The 19,071-nt window shown below is 67.3% G+C and carries 12 protein-coding genes; 8 read left to right on the top strand and 4 right to left on the bottom strand.

The annotated features are described in order from the left end of the window. Positions 1-60 precede the first annotated feature (60 nt). Positions 61-702, bottom strand: a complete 642-nt coding sequence (locus FBQ73_RS22540; protein ID WP_138401728.1) for a cation:proton antiporter domain-containing protein — start codon at positions 700-702, stop codon at positions 61-63. A 110-nt stretch (positions 703-812) separates the two neighbouring features. Continuing rightward, positions 813-1,649, bottom strand: coding sequence for an alpha/beta fold hydrolase (locus tag FBQ73_RS22535; RefSeq protein WP_138401727.1), 837 nt, complete (start codon positions 1,647-1,649; stop codon positions 813-815). Positions 1,650-2,803: 1,154 nt separating this feature from the next. Between FBQ73_RS22535 and FBQ73_RS22530 the strand changes: the two genes are divergently transcribed. From FBQ73_RS22530 to cydB, 8 genes are all read left to right on the top strand, one after another. Beyond that, positions 2,804-3,580 (top strand): SDR family NAD(P)-dependent oxidoreductase, encoded by a 777-nt coding sequence (locus tag FBQ73_RS22530; protein ID WP_138401726.1) that lies wholly within the window; start codon positions 2,804-2,806, stop codon positions 3,578-3,580. Positions 3,581-3,605: 25 nt separating this feature from the next. Continuing rightward, the gene (locus FBQ73_RS22525; RefSeq protein WP_138401725.1) at positions 3,606-4,721 is read left to right on the top strand and encodes an FAD binding domain-containing protein; all 1,116 of its coding nucleotides are present in this window, start codon (positions 3,606-3,608) and stop codon (positions 4,719-4,721) included. Positions 4,722-4,845: 124 nt separating this feature from the next. Continuing rightward, positions 4,846-6,867, top strand: coding sequence for an FUSC family protein (locus tag FBQ73_RS22520; protein ID WP_246089932.1), 2,022 nt, complete (start codon positions 4,846-4,848; stop codon positions 6,865-6,867). Between the two features lie 4 nt (positions 6,868-6,871). Then, complete coding sequence (locus FBQ73_RS22515) at positions 6,872-7,078, top strand: DUF1656 domain-containing protein (protein WP_138401724.1); 207 nt, start codon at positions 6,872-6,874, stop codon at positions 7,076-7,078. After that, the gene (locus tag FBQ73_RS22510) at positions 7,075-8,067 is read left to right on the top strand and encodes an efflux RND transporter periplasmic adaptor subunit (RefSeq protein ID WP_138401723.1); all 993 of its coding nucleotides are present in this window, start codon (positions 7,075-7,077) and stop codon (positions 8,065-8,067) included. Before FBQ73_RS22515 ends, FBQ73_RS22510 begins: the two co-directional genes overlap by 4 nt. Before the next feature lie 172 nt (positions 8,068-8,239). Beyond that, positions 8,240-10,540, top strand: a complete 2,301-nt coding sequence (locus FBQ73_RS22505) for an FdhF/YdeP family oxidoreductase (protein WP_138401722.1) — start codon at positions 8,240-8,242, stop codon at positions 10,538-10,540. Positions 10,541-10,542: 2 nt separating this feature from the next. After that, complete coding sequence (locus FBQ73_RS22500; RefSeq protein WP_138401721.1) at positions 10,543-11,958, top strand: cytochrome ubiquinol oxidase subunit I; 1,416 nt, start codon at positions 10,543-10,545, stop codon at positions 11,956-11,958. A 2-nt stretch (positions 11,959-11,960) separates the two neighbouring features. Beyond that, complete coding sequence (gene cydB / locus FBQ73_RS22495) at positions 11,961-12,989, top strand: cytochrome d ubiquinol oxidase subunit II (RefSeq protein ID WP_138401720.1); 1,029 nt, start codon at positions 11,961-11,963, stop codon at positions 12,987-12,989. A 112-nt stretch (positions 12,990-13,101) separates the two neighbouring features. On the opposite strand, the gene FBQ73_RS22490 is transcribed toward cydB, so the two are convergent. Continuing rightward, entirely contained in the window at positions 13,102-18,225 is a 5,124-nt protein-coding gene (locus tag FBQ73_RS22490) for a trifunctional serine/threonine-protein kinase/ATP-binding protein/sensor histidine kinase (protein ID WP_170219025.1), read from the bottom strand. 422 nt (positions 18,226-18,647) lie between these two features. After that, positions 18,648-19,055, bottom strand: coding sequence for a cupin domain-containing protein (locus FBQ73_RS22485; protein ID WP_138401718.1), 408 nt, complete (start codon positions 19,053-19,055; stop codon positions 18,648-18,650). Between the last annotated feature and the right edge of the window lie 16 nt (positions 19,056-19,071).

Raw genomic sequence — 19,071 nt, 5'->3', positions numbered from 1 at the left:
GGGCGAGGGGTGACGTGGGTGCCCTTGACAGAGGGGGGTGGGGGCAGGCGCCACGCGCGCTCAGGCCGCCCCTGGCCCGAGCTGATCGGACACCGCCCAGCTGAACGCGCCGCCGACGGCGATGCCGCCACCGGCCGCCCCTGCGAAATCCGCGAAGGAGCCCAGTCCGGGCACGATGCCGGTCAGAGCCGCAGCCACGGCGAGGCGCAGGCAGATCAGCGCGGCGGCATCGTTGAACAGGGCCTCGGCTTCCAGCAGCCGGAGAATGCGTGTGGGAATGGAAATGTGGGTGGCGATGGCGCCTGCGGCCACCACGTCGGTGGGAGACAGGACCGCCGCGAGCGCGAAGCACATGGCCGGTGGCATGGCGGGAATGAGGAGGTGAAGCATCACACCCACGCCGCCGACGGTGAAGACCACAAGACCCAACGCCAACGACAAGACGAGCGGGGCATTCGCCGCAAGATCCGTCTTGGAAGCGCGCCACCCGTCGAAAAACAGGAGCGGCGGCAGGAAGATGAGGAAGAAGAGGAAGAATAGTTCCGGCCTCAGCGGCGTGTCGAAGGTGGTGAGGAAGCCGATGACCACACCCGCCGCGACCTGGACCAGGGGCAGGGCGATGCGGTCGGCCAGGGCGCGGCCGACCCAGCTGGCCACGACGACACCCGCGAGGAGCACAAGGATGGAATTGATGTCGGTCATGCGCGAGGTCCGCTCGATGGCCTCGTCGTGCCCGTGGCAAGGTGCGGGTTCTCGGACCTGCGGCGCGACACCGCCGGCTTCGGGAAGCCGACGGCATCGCGCGCGGCGCCTCAGGCCTTCACGAAGGCGAGCAGGTCGGGATTGAGGATGTCGGCGTGGACCGTCAGCATGCCGTGGGGAAAGCCCGGATAGACCTTCAGTGTCCCGTTCTGCACAAGCTTCACGCTGAGACGCCCGGCATCATCGATGGGCACCACCTGATCGGCATCGCCATGGAGGACGAGGGTGGGCACGGCCATCCTTTTCAGGTCTTCGGTCTGGTCCGTCTCGGAGAAGGCCTTGATGCCTTCGTAGTGCGCCTTCGCGCTACCGACCATGCCCTGGCGCCACCAATTCTGGATCACGCCCTGCGAGACCTTCGCACCGGGGCGGTTGAAGCCGTAGAACGGCCCGGATGCCACATCCAGGTAGAATTGCGAGCGGTTGGCCGCGAGCGCCGCGCGGAAGCCGTCGAACACCTCGATCGGGGTGCCGCCGGGATTGGCCTCGGTCTTCACCATCAGCGGCGGCACCGCGCTCACCAGCACCGCCTTTGCCACGCGTCCCTGGGGCTGGCCGTGGCGGGCCACGTAGCGCGCCACCTCGCCGCCACCGGTGGAATGGCCGATATGCACAGCATTCTTCAGGTCGAGATGTTCCATCACCGCGGCCGCGTCGGCGGCGTAATGGTCCATGTCATGGCCTTCGCTCACCTGGGCCGAGCGGCCGTGGCCGCGACGGTCGTGGGCGACCACGCGGAAGCCGTGCTGGAGAAAGAACAGGATCTGCGCATCCCAGTCGTCCGACGACAGCGGCCAGCCATGATGGAAGACGATGGGCTGGGCCTCCTTCGGGCCCCAGTCCTTGAAGAAGATGTCAACGCCGTCCTTGGTGGTGACGTAACCCATGGTCCTGGTCCTTCTGCTGTGTGAAGCGGCCGGCGTCTCCGCGGGACGGATCGAGGTGGCGGCGACAGCCGTCCCCGCTCCCGCGGAGACGCGGGAATGCGAATTTGAGATGCGATGATCGAGCGGCCCTGCACGCGACTGCGTTGCGGGCGTATTGCCGGTACGGGTGCGCTCTTGAGGCTTGAAGTGCGCCCCGGACAACATCCAACTTAGCTGTCGGACGTGCGTGGATCACCTATACATGGGTTTATCGCCGAAATACAAAAGACCGATCATGAGGCGGCGACTATCATTTCTGCTTGAGTCCATATGGACTTCAGTGCGCCGCATGGCGCGCGGATGGATGGGATGGGGCCTGGCCCCCGCATGCGAGCGGTCCGCCAGAACCTCACCTTCTGCGTGCTCCGGAAGGCCTGAAGCCGCGTAGCAGCTCCGGGGGGATCAGGCGGGGTGCCCGTCCGCGGATTTCCCGCGCCCATCAGGATCGCCGGCGCTCCCTGTGCCTTGCGCCCGGCTCCCCGCGCGCGCCGCATGGGCATGCGGTCGCGGATGAGAGCAGTCTTATCTGGGGGGCACTGCGGATGCGGTGGCGCGCCTTCCAGGTCCCGCCGCTGGTCCATGGCCCGTGCGTTCCAGGAAGAGGGGCAGGTCTTTCCGAGCCATTGTGGTTCCACGGCGGGGGGCGGATGATGATCAAACGCGGTGTTGCCATAACCTTGATCCGTGCCGGTCCCGTGGCGCGCACCGGGTCCGCCTCCGCATGGCGAGGGGTGATCGCACCCATCTCTTCCCCCTCAGTCCATATGGTTCCACCGTGCGCAGATCATGCGCGGCGGCGCTCTCTCGCTGATCGGAGACTGCGGCATCCGTCACGCCGCGCCCGGTACGCTGCCGCTCGGCGTGCTGCGGGACGCGCTCGCGGCCCTGCTCGGCCGGACTTCGGGCAAGGTCCGCTGCATCCATCTGGAAGGGGCCGTCTGCCACGGGCAGAATGGGGTGGAGGGTTCACCGGCAGCCGGCTCTGAACGCTTCCCCCTGATGGGGCAAGGGCCCGCCGTGCGATGATGGGTGCCCAGCCCTCGCGCTGAGCCAGACAAGACACCGCCGGTTTGCCGCCACGCCGTCGCACCGGCTTTGAAAGACAGGAGCAGTTGATGAACATCGACCTTTCGGGAAAGTCCGCGCTCGTCACCGGTTCGACCGAGGGCATCGGATTTGCCATCGCCAGGGGATTGCATGAGGCCGGCGCCCAGGTTGTCCTCAACGGGCGATCGGAGGCGAAGGTGGACGCGGCCGTCGCCCGGCTCGGCGGCGTGGCGCGCGGCCGCGCCATCGATCTCGGCACCGCTGAAGGCGCCGCCGAGCTTGTTGCGGCCGAGCCTGCTTTCGACATCGTCGTGAACAATCTTGGCATCTTCCAGCCGTCCGACTTCTTCGAGACCGACGACGCGGTCTGGGAGCGGCACTGGAACATCAATGTCATGTCCGGCGTGCGCCTTGCCCGCGCCTATCTGCCCGGCATGGGGCAGCGCGGCTGGGGCCGCATGCTGTTCCTGGGGTCGGAATCCGGCTTCAACATTCCGGCGGACATGATCCATTACGGGGTGAGCAAGACGGCCGACGTCGCGCTTGCCCGGGGGCTTGCCAAGCGCATGGCCGGGACGGGCGTGACCGTCAATTCGATCCTGCCGGGTCCGACGCTGTCCGAAGGTGTCGCGGAGATGCTGAAGGACGAGGTCGCGGCGGGGAAGACCCTGGAGCAGGCGGGCGTCGATTTCGTCAAGGCGCATCGGCCCAGCTCGATCATCGGCCGGCCGGCGACCGTGGAGGAGGTCGCCAACATGGCGGTCTACATCGCTTCGCCGCTCGCCTCCGCCACCACCGGTGCCGCGCTGCGCGTCGATGGCGGTGTCATCGAATTCATCGTTTGATGCCGCGCCGGGAGAGACCTGCATCATGAGCCCTCGCCTCCTCATCGTCGGCGGTTCCATCGGCGGCCTGTTCGCCGCCGTGCTGCTGCACCGGGCCGGCTTCGATGTGACCGTGACCGAGCGCTCGGTCCACGGGCTGGAAGGACGCGGGGCGGGCCTCGTCGCCCAGCGCGAAGTCTTCGCCATCCTGCGCGAAGTCGGCGTCGAGCATCTGGCCCATATCGGGGTGACGGCCCACGAGCGGATCTATCTCGACCACGCGGGGCAGGTCATCCATCGGCAAAGGACCCCGCAGACGCAGCTCTCCTGGGACGTGCTGTTTCGCACCTTCCGCGAGCTGCTGCCCGATGATCGCTATCACACCGGGCGCCAGGCCGTCGCCGTGGTGCAAGAGCCGGATGGCGCCCGGGTGAGCTATGAAGATGGCGGGCAGGAGAAGGCGGACCTGGTGATCGGCGCCGACGGGGTCGGCTCGACCATGCGCGTGGCGGTCTCCGGCCCGCATTCGCAGCCGGACTATGTGGGCTATGCCACGTGGCGCGGCCTCGTGCCCGAGGGGCAGGTTCCGCAAATGGCGGCGGCGCAGCTTTTTGATCGCTTCGCGTTCTACGAGATGCCGGGCTCCCAAATCCTCGGCTATCTGGTTCCCGGACCCGACGGCTCCACCGCCGTGGATCGCCGCCGCTATAATTGGGTCTGGTACCGCCGCTACACGCCGGATGAACTCGATGGCGCCCTCACGGATAGGGACGGCGTGCGCCGCCCCGTCTCCCTCGCCCCCGGCCGGGTGCGCCCGGAGACGGTCGCTGCCATGAAGGCGGATGCGGAACGGCTGCTGCCCCCCGCCTTCGCCGCGGCGGTGGCGGCCGAGCCTCGGCCGTTCCTTCACGCCATCTTCGACTATGCGCCCGCGCACATGGTTTCAGGGCGGGTGGCGTTGATGGGCGATGCGGCATTCGTGGCGCGGCCCCATACCGCGATGGGGGTCGCCAAGGCGGCGGGCGATGCCTTCGCCCTGCGCGATGCGCTGACCCGCGCCACCGACCTCGACGCGGCGCTTGCCGCCTATGAGGCGGAGCGGGCGCCGGCGGGAGCGGCCATCGTGGCCTACGGGCAACGGCTTGGCCGTTCGCTGGACTGATCCGGCGTCGCAGTTAAACCAAGGTAGGTCCCAGGGAGCGTACGTATAGTTTTTCCATGGCTGGCCGCGACTATGCTGAAAAAAGCCCGGATGGGCCCAACATGGCATAGCAACGGTGGGCACCGTGTCAGACTTAAGCTTCGAAAGATGGCATCGTCCGCTCACGCGGCTGCGCGGGGCACTGGAGCCGTTCCGTCCCTTCGGAGCCCGCACCCTGTTCGGCGTTCGTCTCGCGACCTCGGTCTGCCTTGCCTTGTACATCACCTATTTTCTCGAACTCCAGAATTCGTTCTGGGCGGCGACGACGGCGGCCATCGTCTGCCAGCCGAACCTCGGTGCCTCGCTGCAAAAAGGACGCTACCGCGTCATCGGGACCATCATCGGGGCGCTGGTGATGGTGGCGTTGCTTGGGCTGTTCGCTCAGGACCGCAACGCGCTGGTGCTTTCTCTGGCACTGTGGTGCGGCTTGTGCGGCTTCGCCGTGGTGATGCTGCGGAATTTCGCCTCCTATGCCGCCGGGCTTGCGGGTATCACCTCCGCCATCATCTTCGCGGATACGATCGGCGATCCGACCTCGGCGTTTTTCCTCGCCATCGCCCGCGTGAGTGAAATCGGCATCGGCATCGGAGCGGCGGCGCTGGTCATTCTCGTCACCGATTTCGGTGCGGCGGGGCGGCATCTCGCCGGGATGCTGGAAGATACGGCCGGCCAGCTCGCGGCGGGCTTCCGCGCGACGCTGCACGCGCAGGACGAAACGCCGGAGCTGCGCACCGCGCGGCGGAACGTCACGCGGGCGCTGGGTCCGCTCAACATCGCGATCGACAACGCCATCGGCGAATCCTCCTACCTCCAGTCCCGGAGCGGCAACCTGCGCGCCACGGCCGCTGCGCTGCTGACGGCTCTGCTCGGCTGGCGAAACGTCACCTATCGTCACGATTTGGCCGGCGCGGGCGCCGTCAGCCTGAAACGCCAGCTGGGCTCGCAGCTGGGGCGGCTCGATCCCGCGCAGATCGTCCGGGATCCGGCCCGGTTTCGGGACATCTGCCGGCAGGTCCTCGCCGACATCCGCGCCATCCCAAGCACCGATCTGGCCAGCGGCATGGTGGTGGATGCGGCCCGCGACGTGGTGATCAGCCTGGAGATGATGGCCGACAGCGTCATGCTGCTACGTGGCCAGGGGGGAGAACGCCGGAGCTGGCCGACACCGCCCATGGTTCTCGCCGACCCGCTCCCCGCCCTGCTGGGTGGCGTGAGGGTCTTCGCGGCGGTGCTTGCAACCGCCACCTTCTCGATCGTCACCGCCTGGCCCAGCGGCCCGTTCGCCGTGGTCTTCGCCGCCGTCGCCACGCTGGTGTTCGGATCATTCGGGGACCAGGCTCGCGCCCTCGCCAAGGACTATACGATGGGCGCGGCCCTGATGGCGGTGGTCGGCGGTGTCCTGTATTTCGGTGTCCTGCCGTCGCTCTCGAGCTTCCCGGCACTGGTTGCCGCGCTTGCCCTGGTGCTGGTGCCGATCGGGATCATGCAGGCCGGAACGTGGCACCCCATCGTCTTCCTTGCCATGTCCATCGCCTCCCTGCCGCTGCTCGGCGTGGGCAACCCGATTGCCTACAGCGCGTCCGGTTACTTCAACCTCGCGCTTGCGTTGGTTTCCGGAAGTGCCATCGGAACGCTGTTCTTCGTCGTCATGCCGGTGATCGAGCCGGAGGTGCGCGCGCGGCGCCTGCTGGCCCTGTCGCTGCGCGATTTCCGGAGTCTCGCCCGGGGTGAACGCCCTGCCGCTCCTGCGCGCTGGACCGAGCTTCTGGCCCGGCGGATCGAGGCCCTGCCACCGCAGGCGACATCGGAACAGGCCGGAGGCCTGATGGCGCTGCTCGCCCTCGGACGGGCGGTTCTCTCCCTCCTGAGGGCGCTTCCGGGGGAGGCCGAACGCGGCGTGTTATCGCAGGCGCTCGGCGCGCTCGCCGCGGGCCAGCTGGCAAGCGCCCGCGTGGCGTTCGGCGCGCTGTCCCGCATGCCGGCGCAGATGCATGTGCGCACGCAGGTGACGGTGATCCTCGATGCCATGGAGAGCCATTCCGGCTTGCTGACCAGCCCGGCCGACACGGGCGGTCTTTTCGGCTTTCACTTGGATGAAAGGGGCTGATGCCATGTATTCCGAAATCGACATTCTCGGCGTTTACATCGCGCCGTTCGTGGCAATGATCGCGGCGGCGTGGATCGCCACCCTCCCGCTGAGCATGATCAGCAACCGTTACGGGCTGCCCCGGATGGTGTGGCACCCCGGCCTGTTCAACCTCTGCATCTACATCATCGTTCTTTCCCTCATCGTGCTTGCCGTGGGAGCGCGCTCATGACCGCCGTCGACAGTCTCGCCGGAAGCCGGCCCTCCCCAGTCCGTCGCCTGGTGCCGGTCCTGCTGACGCTCATGGTCGTCGGCGTCGCGGCGCTGCTTGGATGGTGGATGTGGCTTGCCTACATGACCACGCCCTGGACGCGTGATGGAACCGTGCGGGCCTATGTGGTCACGGTCACCCCGCAGGTCTCGGGGCGCATCGTCGATCTTCCCGTGAAAGCCGACCAGTTCGTCCACAAGGGCGATCCGCTGATGGAGATCGAGCCCGACGACTACAGGATCGCGCTCGCCAACGCGCAGGCCGCCGTCGCGCGCGCCAAGGCCGACCTCGACAACAAGCAGGCCGAAGCCCAAAGGCGCGCGGAACTCAGCGCCCTTGCCGCCTCCCGGGAGGAGAAGCAGAGCTTCGCCGCGGCGGCCGACATGGCGGCCGCCGCCTATCAGCAGGCTATCGCCAATCGCGACAAGGCGCAGCTCGACCTGAGCCGAACACGGATCGTCTCGCCGGTGAACGGCTACATCACCAACCTGCTCACCCAGCCCGGAGACTTCGCCACCAGCGGCCAGCGCGCGCTCTCGGTGGTGAACAGCGACAGCTTCTGGGTCGATGGCTATTTCGAGGAAACCCTGCTCAACGGCATCCATCTCGGCGACAAGGCCGAGGTCTCGCTCATGGCCTATCCGGAACGGCTGACCGGTCGCGTGACCGGCATCGGGCGGGGTATCGCCGTGTCCAATGCGCAGCCCGACGGCTCCGGCCTCGCGACGGTGAACCCGGTCTTCACCTGGGTGCGCCTCGCCCAGCGCGTGCCGGTCCGTGTGCTCCTGGATCATGTCCCGCCCACGGTCACACTGGCCGCTGGCCTCACCGCCACCGTCTCCATCGTCCGGGACGGGACGACGGTGGCCGCCCCAGCCGCCGCCCCGGTGGCCGCCTCCGTCGCGGCGTCACAGGGGATGCCAGCCGACGCATCGCGCTCTCCTCGGTGAGCGGACGGACATTCCTTCATACCAAGGTTTGCCCTGCGCATATGTGAAGATCATTTATGCGGTCCGAGGCTCCCAATACGAATTGTATCGAAGGTTTATCAGTGAACGACAGCAGATTCATCCTGCTCGCGTTCCGCCGCCATCTGAAGCCTCGCATCGTCAGGAGCGACCCATGGGTATAGCGAAGACTATTCGTCCCTATCACGAACCTGCGGGCGGGTGGGGCGCACTCAACGCCATGGGCGTCGCACTGGTGAAGCAGCATACCGCCATCTCCGGGATGGCGACCCTTTCCCGCATGAACCAGCCCGGCGGCTTCGACTGTCCCGGTTGCGGCTGGGCTGATCCGAAGCACACCTCGCCCTTCGAATATTGCGAGAACGGCGGCAAGGCGGTGGCCTGGGAGGCGACCACCAAGCGCTGCACGCCGGACTTCTTCGCCGGCCGGACCGTGGGCGCGCTTTCCGCCTTGAGCGACTATGAGCTGGAGATGGAGGGCCGCCTCACCCATCCCATGCGCTATGACGCGCCCAGCGACCGCTACCTGCCGGTGAGCTGGGAAGAGGCTTTCGCCATCGTCGGCCGGCACCTCAACGCGCTGGCCGATCCGAACATGGCGGATTTCTACACCTCCGGGCGCGCCTCCAATGAAGCCGCGTTCCTTTACCAATTGTTCGCCCGCGAATACGGCACCAACAACTTCCCCGACTGCTCGAACATGTGTCACGAGGCGACCAGTGTCGGGTTGCCCCAGTCCATCGGCGTCGGCAAGGGCACGGTGCTGCTGGAGGATTTCGAGCAGGCCGACTGCATCTTCATCTTCGGCCAGAACCCCGGAACCAACTCACCGCGCATGATGACGGAGCTGCGCAACGCCTCGCGTCGCGGCGCCACCATCATGTCGTTCAATCCCTTCCGCGAGCGCGCGCTCGAACGCTTCCAGTCGCCGCAGAATCCGGTGGAGATGGCGACCCTCACCTCCACGCCCATTTCATCGCGGCTCTACCAGGTGAAGGTCGGCGGCGACGTGGCGCTCATCAAGGGGCTGATGAAGCATCTGGTGGCGGCGGACGAGGATGCCCGCGCCCGCGAGGCTGCCCCCGTCCTGGACTGGGATTTCATCCGGGGCCACACCGTCGGCATCGAGGCGCTGGTCGCCGACCTCAAGGCGACCTCCTGGGCCGATATCGAAGGCCGGAGCGGCATCGCCCGCGCCGATATGGAGATCGCCGCGCAGGCCTACATGAAGGCCGAGCGCGCCATCCTGGTCTACGGGATGGGGATCACCCAGCATCGGCACGGCACGCAGAACGTCCAGCAATTGGCCAATCTTGCGCTTCTGCGCGGCAATGTCGGCCGCGAGGGGGCGGGCATCTGCCCGGTGCGCGGCCATTCCAACGTGCAGGGCGACCGCACGGTCGGCATCACGGAGATCCCGAGCAAGGCCCTGCTGGATGCGATCGAGGCCCGCTTCGGCTTCACCCCGCCGCGCGCCTTCGGCCACAACGTGGTCACCGCGCTCGAAGCGATGGTGCGGGGTGAGACCAAGGTCTTGATCGGGCTCGGCGGCAATTTCGCCGCCGCGATCCCGGACTGGCAGCTGACCCAGCAGGCCATGCGCGGGCTGGACCTCACCGTCCATATCGCCACCAAGCTCAACCGCAGCCACCTGGTCCATGGGCGCGAGGCGCTGATCCTGCCGTGCCTCGGCCGCACCGAGATCGATGTGCAGGCGGGTGGGGTGCAGTCGGTCACGGTCGAGGATTCCATGTCCATGGTCCATGCCTCGACCGGCCACAATCCGCCGGCCTCCGAGCACCTGAAGAGCGAGCCGGCCATCATCGCGGGACTGGCGCGGGCGACGCTGGGCAGCCGCTCCAGGGTGAACTGGGAGGCGCTGACCGCCGACTACGGGCTGATCCGCGAGGACATCGAGGCGGTGTTCCCGATCTTCCAGGGCTACAATGCGCGCATCCGGCAGCCCGGCGGCTTCCATCTCACCTCGCTGGCGCGCGAGCGCATCTGGGCGACCGCATCGGGCAAGGCCAACCTCATCGTCTGCGAGGGGCTGTGCGAGGACCGGAAGGTGGACGACCCGGACGCCCTGTGGCTCACCACCGTGCGCAGCCACGACCAGTACAACACCACGCTGTATTCGCTCTCCGACCGCTATCGCGGCGTCTACGGCCAGCGCGACGTGATCTTCCTGAGTGAAGCGGAGATGGACAAGCGCGGGCTGAGGGCCGACGACCGGGTGGACATCGTCACCCTCTCCGAGGACGGGATCGAGCGGGCGGTGCGCGGCTTTCGCATCGTTCCCCACGCCTTTCCGGCGGGAAGCTGCGCAGCCTACTACCCCGAGACCAATCCGCTGGTGCCGCTCTATGCCCACGATCCCCAGAGCTTCACCCCCGCCTCGAAGGGCGTGCCGGTGCGCCTCGTGAAATCCGACCTCCAGTCGGGAGCGCAGTGACCATGGACGCGCTCGCACTCTCGCGCCTGCAATTTGCCTTCACCATCGGCTTCCACATCCTCTGGCCGACGCTGACCATCGGGACGGCCTGGTTCGTCACGCTGCTCAGCTTCCTGTGGTGGCGGACCGGCAAGCTCGTCTATCGCGACCTGATGCGCTTCTGGATGCGCCTGTTCGCGCTGGGCTTCGGCATGGGTGTCGTCACCGGGATCGTGCTCAGCTACGAGATCGGCACCAACTGGGCCGGCTTCTCCCGCTCGGTGGCCAATGTCCTCGGCCCGCTCTTCGCCTATGAGACCATGACCGCCTTCTTCCTGGAAGCGGGCTTCATCGGCATCATGCTGTTCGGCGAGGCGCGGGTGTCGAAGGCGACCCATTTCTTCGCCTGCCTGATGGTCGCCATGGGCGCCCTCATCAGTTCCACCTGGATCATCGCCGCCAACAGCTGGATGCAGACACCCGCCGGGGCCGTGGCCGATGCCGAAGGCGTCTTCCATGTGGTCGACTGGGGGCAGGTGATCTTCACCTCGTCCTTCCCCTATCGCCTCGCCCACATGGTCTGCGCGAGCTTTTTGACCTGCGCCTTCGTGATCGCCGGCGTTTCCGCCTTTCATCTCTGGCGCGGCCAGCATGTGGCGGCCTCCCGCACCGCCTTCTCCATGGCGCTCTGGCTCGCGCTGGTCCTCGCCCCGCTCCAGATCTTCATCGGCGACCTGCATGGCCGCAACACGCTGCAGGAGCAGCCGACGAAGCTTGCCGCCATGGAGGGCCTGTGGGAGACCACCCGGGGCCCGGCCATGACCGTGTTCGCCTGGCCGGACATGGCGGCGCAGAAGAACCTCTATGCGCTCGACATTCCCCATCTCGCCAGCCTCTATCTCACCCACAGCTGGGATGGCGAGGTGGAGGGGCTGAAGGCCGTCCCGCCGGCCGACCAGCCCAATGTGCCGGTGGTGTTCTTCGCCTTCCGCATCATGGTCGGCATCGGCATGCTGCTGCTGGCGACAGCGATCACCGGAGCAGTGCTGCGGCTGCGCCGACGGCTCTACGAGGCCCGCTGGTTCCATCTGGTGGCCATGGCGACGACGCCGCTCGGCTTCGTCGCCGTGATCGCGGGCTGGACCGTGACCGAAGCCGGGCGGCAGCCCTGGATCATCTACGGAGCGCTGCGGACCGCCGACGCGGCAGCGCCCGTGGCTGCCGGAGCGGTGACGGCGAGCCTCGTCATCTTCTTCGCCGTCTACAACCTTTTGCTGCTGGCTTTCGTCTGGTTTGCCGGCCGTGTGGCGCTCACGGGCCCGACGGATACCTCGCTACGCGTCAGCGAGCGGCCCGGCCTCGAACGCACCAGCGTCGATCTGTTCGCCACCACTCCTCCCCCGTCGCTAGCCCATGGCACCGGACAAGCGAAGGCCTGACCATGACCGAGCTAATGCAGGCGGACCATGTGCCGCTCCTCTTCGCCGCCGTCGCCGTATTCTGCGTCACGGTCTATGTGCTTGCCGACGGGCTCGACCTCGGTGTGGGCATCCTGTTCCTCGCCGCCCCGCGGGACCAGGACCGCGACGTGATGATGGCTTCCATCGAACCCGTGTGGGACGGCAACGAAACCTGGCTGGTGATGGGTGGCACCTTGCTGTTCGCGGCCTTTCCCGCCGGCTATTATGTGCTGTTGCCGGCGTTCTACCTGCCCATCATGTTCATGCTGTTCGCTCTCATCTTTCGGGGCGTCGCCTTTGGCTTCCGCCTGCAGGCGACGCGCTACCGCCCGGCCTGGGATGCAGCCTTCTTCGCCGGCTCCGTCCTGGCCACTTTCTGCCAGGGGCTCATCCTCGGCGGCCTGATCAATGGCGTGCCGGTGGAAAACGGCATGTTCGCCGGCGGGCCGTTCAGCTTCCTGAGCCTGCTCGGGGTCATGTGCGGCGTTGGCCTCGTGGGTGGCTATGGCCTGATCGGCGCCGGCTGGCTGATCTGGAAAGGGCAGGGGCCGACGCAAGTCTTCGCCCGCGAGATCGCCCACGCGGCCCTGATCCTCACCGCCGTGATGATGCTGCTCGTCAGCCTGTGGAGTGCGTGGAGCGTTCCGGATGTCGCCGAGCGCTGGTTCTCCCTCCCGAACCTCCTGTGGCTCGCGCCGGTTCCGCTGGTGGCGCTCGCGGTGGTCGTCTCAATCTGGCGCGGCATCTGGACCGCGCGGGAAGGCCAGACCTTCGTGCTGTCGCTGGTCCTTTTCGCCCTTGGCCTCATCGGCCTCGTGGTCAGCTTGTGGCCCTATGTCGTGCCGCGCCAGGTCACCGTCTGGGACGGCCTCGCCGATCCCCAGTCCCTCGCCTTCGTGGGCATTGGCGTTGCCGTCATCATCCCCATCGTGCTGGCCTATCAGGTCCATGCCTACTGGGTCTTCCGCGGCAAGACGGTGGATCACGGCGGCTATGGAGGCGAAGCCTGAGATCCGGCGTGCCATCGGCCGCCGCGAGTGCGCGCCGCGGTGGCGCGCACTCGGCAAGCCATCGCCAGTCGCCGCCCCCCGGCTCAAGGTGCCGGGATCGCGCTCCGGACGATCATTCGGCCAATGCCAGGCTGAAGAAGAAGGTACTGCCTTCTCCCGTGGTGGAGCGGGCCTCGAGCGTGCCCCCGTGCGCATCGATGATCGAACGGCAGATCGACAGTCCGATGCCCATGCCGGAGTGCTTGGTGGTGAAGAAGGGTTGGAAAATGTGGCTGAGCACCTCCGGCGTCATGCCGCACCCCGCATCGCCGATGTCGAGGCGGACCGCCCCCGCCTCGATGGATGTCTCCACCCGCAAGCGCCGGCGCGCCGCTTCGGTTTCATCCATGGCGTGAATGGCGTTGGTGATGAGGTTGAAGACCACCTGCTGCAGCTGGACGGGGTCCGCGCGGACAGGCCGGCGTTCGACGGCGAGGCGATCGACCAGCTCGATCCCATGGGCTTCCAGGTCCTTGGCGATCAGTCGCAGCACATCCTCGACGAGGTCTTCAAGCCGGACCGTCTCGAAGGCCGGCGGCGCCTGCTTCGAAAGCGAGCGCAGGGATTTGACGATGCCGGCCGCGCGCATGCCCGCGGCCCGGATCTGCTCCAGCCCCTGCAACGCTTCCTGGAGGTCGGGTTGCGGGCGCCTGAGCCAGCGCACGGTCGCATCGGCACTGGCCACGATGCTCGTCAACGGCTGGTTGATCTCATGGGCGATCGAGGCGGCATAGCCGCCCATGGCCGTCATCCTTGAGGCGCGACCCAGCTCCGCCCGCGCCTCACGCAGGGCGAACTCCGCGCTGGCGCGCCGCGTGTTCTCGTCCAGCAGGTCCTTGTAGAGCCGCGCGGCATCGAGCGAGATGGCCGCCTGGGGCGCCAGAAGCTCCAGCATCGCGGTTCGGTTCGGTGTGAAGATGTCGGCCGCCAGGCTGTTCTCCAGATAAAGGATGCCAACCAGGGCGCCGCGCTTGATCAGCGGCATGCACAGGAGCGAACGCACCAGGGGCGCATCCGGCCCACCCAGGCGCAGGCGTGGCGCCTCGGAGAAGGCATCGGCGAAGACCACCGTCTTGCGGGTCCGCATCACCGTGTTCAGCACCGGGAGCGGCAGGTCGCGCGCCGTGGGAAGCGAGGTGTGGACATCGACCTTCACCTGCTGGTCCTCGATGCGGGCCGAGGCCTCGATGACGGGATCTTCCCCCCGCATCAGCAGCAGCAGTCCATATTGCGCGCCGGCGTGGATGATCATGTCCCTCATGAGGGTGCGGATGACCTGTTCCAGCCCGACTTCCTCGGCCAGCGTCTGCGCGGCCTTCGTCATCACCGCGAGATTCAGCTCGCCTTGTCCCTCCTCGCTCGGCCGGGGCACATCCTGGCCAAGGGCCAGAAGCGGGAAGCAGCGCATCATCTGCGCGACCTTTCCCTCGGCGCCCCAGTGACGATAGTGACGGATGGCGGCGCGCATATATCCCTCGGTCGGGATCTCCAGCCCCATCTCCTGGTAGCAATAGCCCGCCAATTCATAGGCCAGCGCCTGCTCGTGCACGAAGCCGGCCGCCGCCGCCGCGTCGGCCGCCCGTTCATACAGGGATTGCGCCGCCGTCCGCGCCCCCGAGAGGCGCGCGGCCTCGGCCTCCAGCAGCAGGTGCTTGCATTCGAAGGTCAATGGATTGAGCCGGGCCCAGCCGGCAAAGCGCTGGCGCAGGTCGGCCACGCGCGCGAGCACGGTTTCCGGTGCGGCCACCGCCTGCGAGGAGCGCGCCAGCGCCAGCACGAAGAACATGGCGCAGGACGCCGCATCGATATGGGCGGGCGCGGACCAGGTCAGGCGCATGCCCTTTTCCAGATGTGCGACGGCCTTCTCGGTATCGCCGAACATGAAAGCGGTGAGACCCGCATAATGATGGACCCAGAACCGCGTCGGGATGGAGGCGATCTGGTCCTCGGGAACCACGTTCTCCCGGTCATACTCCCCGGAAACGAGTGTATTCACGAGGCGAAGCTGGGCATCGAGGATGTATTCGATATCGCGGTACCGAAACTGGCGGGTCCAGGCCAGGCCTTCCTCGATTTCCCCGCGCGTGGCAGCCAGGGGCGCGCCCAGCATCAGCAGGTCGGAGGCGATATGGTTGCGCGCATAGCAGGCCATGCCGAGGTCGCCGGCCGCGCGCCCCACCTGTGCCGCTTCCCGCGCTTGGGCGAGCGCGAAGCCCAGCGGACGGGTCCAGGCGATGATCTGATCGAGCGCGACCAGCGTGGCTGTGCGCTGGGCCTCGTAGCCGTCGCGCTGGACCATGTCATGAGCTGCCATGGCGTAGGTCGCGCCGTCTTCGTAGGCGCCGTAATGATGTGCGCTGAAAACACCGAACCATGCCAGGCCGTAGGCGGATTCCGGCGTCGTGCCATGCTCGAGCGTGAGTTCGACGATCCGGATCAGATGCAGGAAGCGCAGGCCGCTCTCGACGAAGAACGACGCGGCAAGCGTGGGCAGCAGGGCGAGCGCCGAACGCATGGACGGATCGGTCATTTCCGGCAGGGCCCGCAGCTCGGGCATGGCGACGCCGTCGAGCCGGGCGCGGCAGGCCCGATAGGCAAGATCGAGTTGCTCGGCATTAGGTGAGCGCTCGAGATCGACGCCCAGCAGGGCCAGCCCCGCGAGGGCGGCGTCTATGGCGCGCTCATAGTCTGACTGGACAGTGTGGGCGATGGCTTTCAGGCGGAACGTATCCGCCCGGTCGACGGGACGGACGGCCAGCGCCAGCAGCCTGTCGATGGCGACGAGCGCCTCGTCGATCTTCGCAAGCGCCAGGAGACTGTCGCAATAAAGCCATTCCACCTCGACGAACAGGGCGTGATGGCTCTCGCGCCAGCCTGGCTCCATCATGTCGCGCGCGATGACGAGATAACCGGCCGCCTGCGGGACCGCGCCGGCATTGCGGGCGCGCCGCGCCGCCATCCGCAGGACCCTCACGAAGGACAGCCGCTCCGCCTCGCCGAGCGCCTCGCGGTCGGCCCGCTCGATCTGCGCCGCGATGCTGAAGGCCCAGTCGGCGTTGGCGTCGCCGTGCATCTCGACCATGCGCCGTGCAACGGAGAGGTGCTCGGCGGGCCGCTCGTCCTCCGCCGTAAGGGCATATGCCGCTTCCAGCACGCGGTCATGGGCGATGAGGTAGTCGGTCTCACGCCGTAGCAGCAGGCCGGACTCCAGCAGCGGAGCGGCAACCGCCTCCACCTCGGCCGGGTCCTGCCCCAGCAGGCGCAGGAAAAGCTCGGCCGGGCAGCGCCCCCCGGCGCAGGCCAGCCGGCGCAGGAAGGCGCGCTGGTCCGGCTTGAGGGCATCGAGCCGCTGCAGCATGAACTCCGAAACGGAATCGTACGCGCCGAGCCGCAACCGATCCCAGTTCCAGCGCTGCCGCTCGGGATCGAATGTGACCACCTTGTCGTCGACGAGCTTCTGCAGAAGCTGGCCGATATAGAAGGCATTGCCCTGGGTCTTGCGATAGATGCTCTCGGCCAGCGCACCCACGTCCGCGGGAGAGCTGTTCAGCGCGATGGAGACGAACTCGGCGGCATCCGCGCTCGACAGAGGACGCAGACTGATCTCGCTGACCGGTGTCCGGCCGCCGCGTGCCTCCTGCAGCAGGCCGCGCAGCTCAGGCTGCTGGGCGCGTTCTTCTTCGCGATAGCTGCCGATCAGCAGCACGTGCGGCGGCGGTTCGTTCAGGAAGGCCCGCAGGGTTCCAAAGCTCGCCGCATCGAGCCATTGCAGGTCGTCGAGGAACAGCACGAGGGGCGTCTGAGGCGTCGCAACGGCCGTCACGGTCTGGAGGATGACCCGCGCGATGCGCGCCTGCGCCAGGGTGGCCGTTACATCGGGCAACGGGCCGGCTTCGGAGAGAACGAACTCGGCTTCCGGGACGAGATCGATCAACAGACGGCTGTAGCCGGCAAGGGCGGCGGCAAGACGCGCGCGCGTGGCTTCCAATACGGCAGTATTCTCACTCAGCAGCCGCATGATGAGCGTTCGCAGGGCCTGAACAAAGGGCGCATAGGGAATGCCCTTCTGAAGGAGATCGCTCTTGCCGGCCGCGAAATGAACATCCGCCGCAAGCCACACCTTCGACAATTGTTCGACGAGGGCGGATTTGCCGGCGCCCGCCTCGCCGGAGATGAGCACCAGCTCGCTCTCGCCGCTCTTGCGGACCCGTTCGAAGGCCCCCACGAGATCGGCAAGCTCCGAGGTGCGACCAAACAGGCGCCTCGACACTTGCGCCCGCGGCGCGAGGTCGCCCCGTCCCAGCGCGAAGCTCGCCATCCCACCGGTCTCGGCGAGCGCGGCGCGGGCCAGGCGCAAGTCGGCCTGGAGCGATTCCGCGCTCTGGTATCGGTGCCCGGGATCCTTGGCGACGAGCTTCAGCAGGATGTCGTCAACGACGGCGGGGACATCGCCGCGCACGGCGCTCGGCTTCACCACGTCGACGGCCACATGGGCGTGCAGCCACTCCGCCACGTTTCCCCCGCTCAGCGGAAGGCGCCCGACGAGGCGCTCGTACAGGACGACGCCCAGCGCGTAGAGGTCGCTTCGCACATCGCAGGCGGGGCGATGGATCCGCGCCTGCTCGGGTGCGGCATAGGCCATGGTCGCGGGCGACAGCACCGCCGCGCCGGCCTGCGGATCCGCCTGCGACGCGACCGAGCCGGCAAAATGCCGGAAACGGATGCGGCCCTCGTCCTCCACCAGGACAGATGACGGCCGCAGGCCGCCGTGGACCACGCCGAGCCCATGAAGCCTGGATAGCGCCTCTGCGGTGGCAGCGGCGACATCCAGAAAGCGCTCCAGCGTGAGCGTGTCGGCGGGAAGGTCCGCGAGTGTCGTAGAGGTGTGGTCCGGGTAGAGGAGGATGACGTGATCGCGATGCTCCAGCCGCCGCGGCACCTCCACGAGATGCTCCGGAAGCTGCCGGGTCACAAGCGCTTCGCGATCCAGCGCCGCAGCTGCCGCACTCCCCCGCGGCGCGCTCCTGACACGCCATTGCCGGCCGGTCGCATCATTGCGCGCCAGGCCATGCTCGATCCCGTCTTCATTGCCCTCGGTGCTGAGCGTGAGGTGGCCGAAGGTGATCGTGTCTTTATCGCCCTGGTGCGTCGGATCGGTCCGGTCGTATTCCCCCGCCTCGCGCACGCGCCGATCCATCATCGCCTCCGCGCGGCGGTGGCGCGGCAAACGGCTGGCGAGAGCGGACGATGAGGTCGGTCCATTGCGTGCTTCCTTCCGATTGGCTGCCGCGTGCTCGGCCACGATCCGCCTGTGCCGCTGGGTGAGAACATTATTCCGGTCGCAGGCCTCGATCTTGAACAGGAGTGTCGTTTCTTGGAACGAAAGGCGGATCTGATGCCCGCTGCACAGGATCATTGCGGCTGAACGCCCCTGATCCCCTCGGAGAACGCCTTCGGGACTGCCGTCGGGATTGCCTCGGGGACTGCCTTGGGGAACGGCGGACGTCACCGGCGAACACGCCCATGACGTCCCTCAGCTCGGCAAGGTCGCGAACGACGCATATCTCCGCTCACGACATTGCATAATGGCCACGCCGAAGGGGCGTGAACCAGAAGACGCTAGTCGACGTCCAGGGGAGTGTTCGCGCTGTCGAGGAATTCGACAGTCGTGAAGACGAGCTCGGTATCGCCGATATTGGTCAGATCGTGCATCATGAAGTCGCCGGTGGCGAAATGGTGATGCTTGGTATCGCCCGGATCATAGGTGACCTCGGCCACGCGCCCGTCCGCATAATGGGAGCGGGCGCGCCCTCCGGTCACCGCCGTCCAGAAATAGTCGAGCACATGGGTGTGGAAGCCGATCCGCTCTCCAGGCCTGAGACTGAGGTGCCACACCCGCACCCGGTCGCTCTGGGATACGAGGCGGCTGCCGACGCGGCCGTTGCCCCGGCTGGCATGGAGGTCGGCCCGCAGCGCTTCGGGCCAGTCCAGCGGGGCTTCGACTGTGGCATAGCTCGTCGTGGTCATGTCGCATCTCCTTGGA

The organism is Xanthobacter autotrophicus, from assembly GCF_005871085.1.
Taxonomy (GTDB): domain Bacteria; phylum Pseudomonadota; class Alphaproteobacteria; order Rhizobiales; family Xanthobacteraceae; genus Xanthobacter; species Xanthobacter autotrophicus.
Note: the sequence above shows the minus strand (reverse complement) of the source record. Positions and strands in the feature narration are given on the sequence as shown.

Bases quoted from the DNA above. Each gene is read 5' to 3' on its own strand.
- FBQ73_RS22485 (WP_138401718.1), bottom strand. From the start codon at position 19,055: ATGACCACGACGAGCTATGCCACAGTCGAAGCCCCGCTGGACTGGCCC.
- FBQ73_RS22515 (WP_138401724.1), top strand. From the start codon at position 6,872: ATGTATTCCGAAATCGACATTCTCGGCGTTTACATCGCGCCGTTCGTG.
- cydB (WP_138401720.1), top strand. From the start codon at position 11,961: ATGACCGAGCTAATGCAGGCGGACCATGTGCCGCTCCTCTTCGCCGCC.
- FBQ73_RS22525 (WP_138401725.1), top strand. From the start codon at position 3,606: ATGAGCCCTCGCCTCCTCATCGTCGGCGGTTCCATCGGCGGCCTGTTC.
- FBQ73_RS22540 (WP_138401728.1), bottom strand. From the start codon at position 702: ATGACCGACATCAATTCCATCCTTGTGCTCCTCGCGGGTGTCGTCGTG.
- FBQ73_RS22505 (WP_138401722.1), top strand. From the start codon at position 8,240: ATGGGTATAGCGAAGACTATTCGTCCCTATCACGAACCTGCGGGCGGG.
- FBQ73_RS22490 (WP_170219025.1), bottom strand. From the start codon at position 18,225: ATGGATCGGCGCGTGCGCGAGGCGGGGGAATACGACCGGACCGATCCG.
- FBQ73_RS22500 (WP_138401721.1), top strand. From the start codon at position 10,543: ATGGACGCGCTCGCACTCTCGCGCCTGCAATTTGCCTTCACCATCGGC.
- FBQ73_RS22530 (WP_138401726.1), top strand. From the start codon at position 2,804: ATGAACATCGACCTTTCGGGAAAGTCCGCGCTCGTCACCGGTTCGACC.
- FBQ73_RS22510 (WP_138401723.1), top strand. From the start codon at position 7,075: ATGACCGCCGTCGACAGTCTCGCCGGAAGCCGGCCCTCCCCAGTCCGT.
- FBQ73_RS22535 (WP_138401727.1), bottom strand. From the start codon at position 1,649: ATGGGTTACGTCACCACCAAGGACGGCGTTGACATCTTCTTCAAGGAC.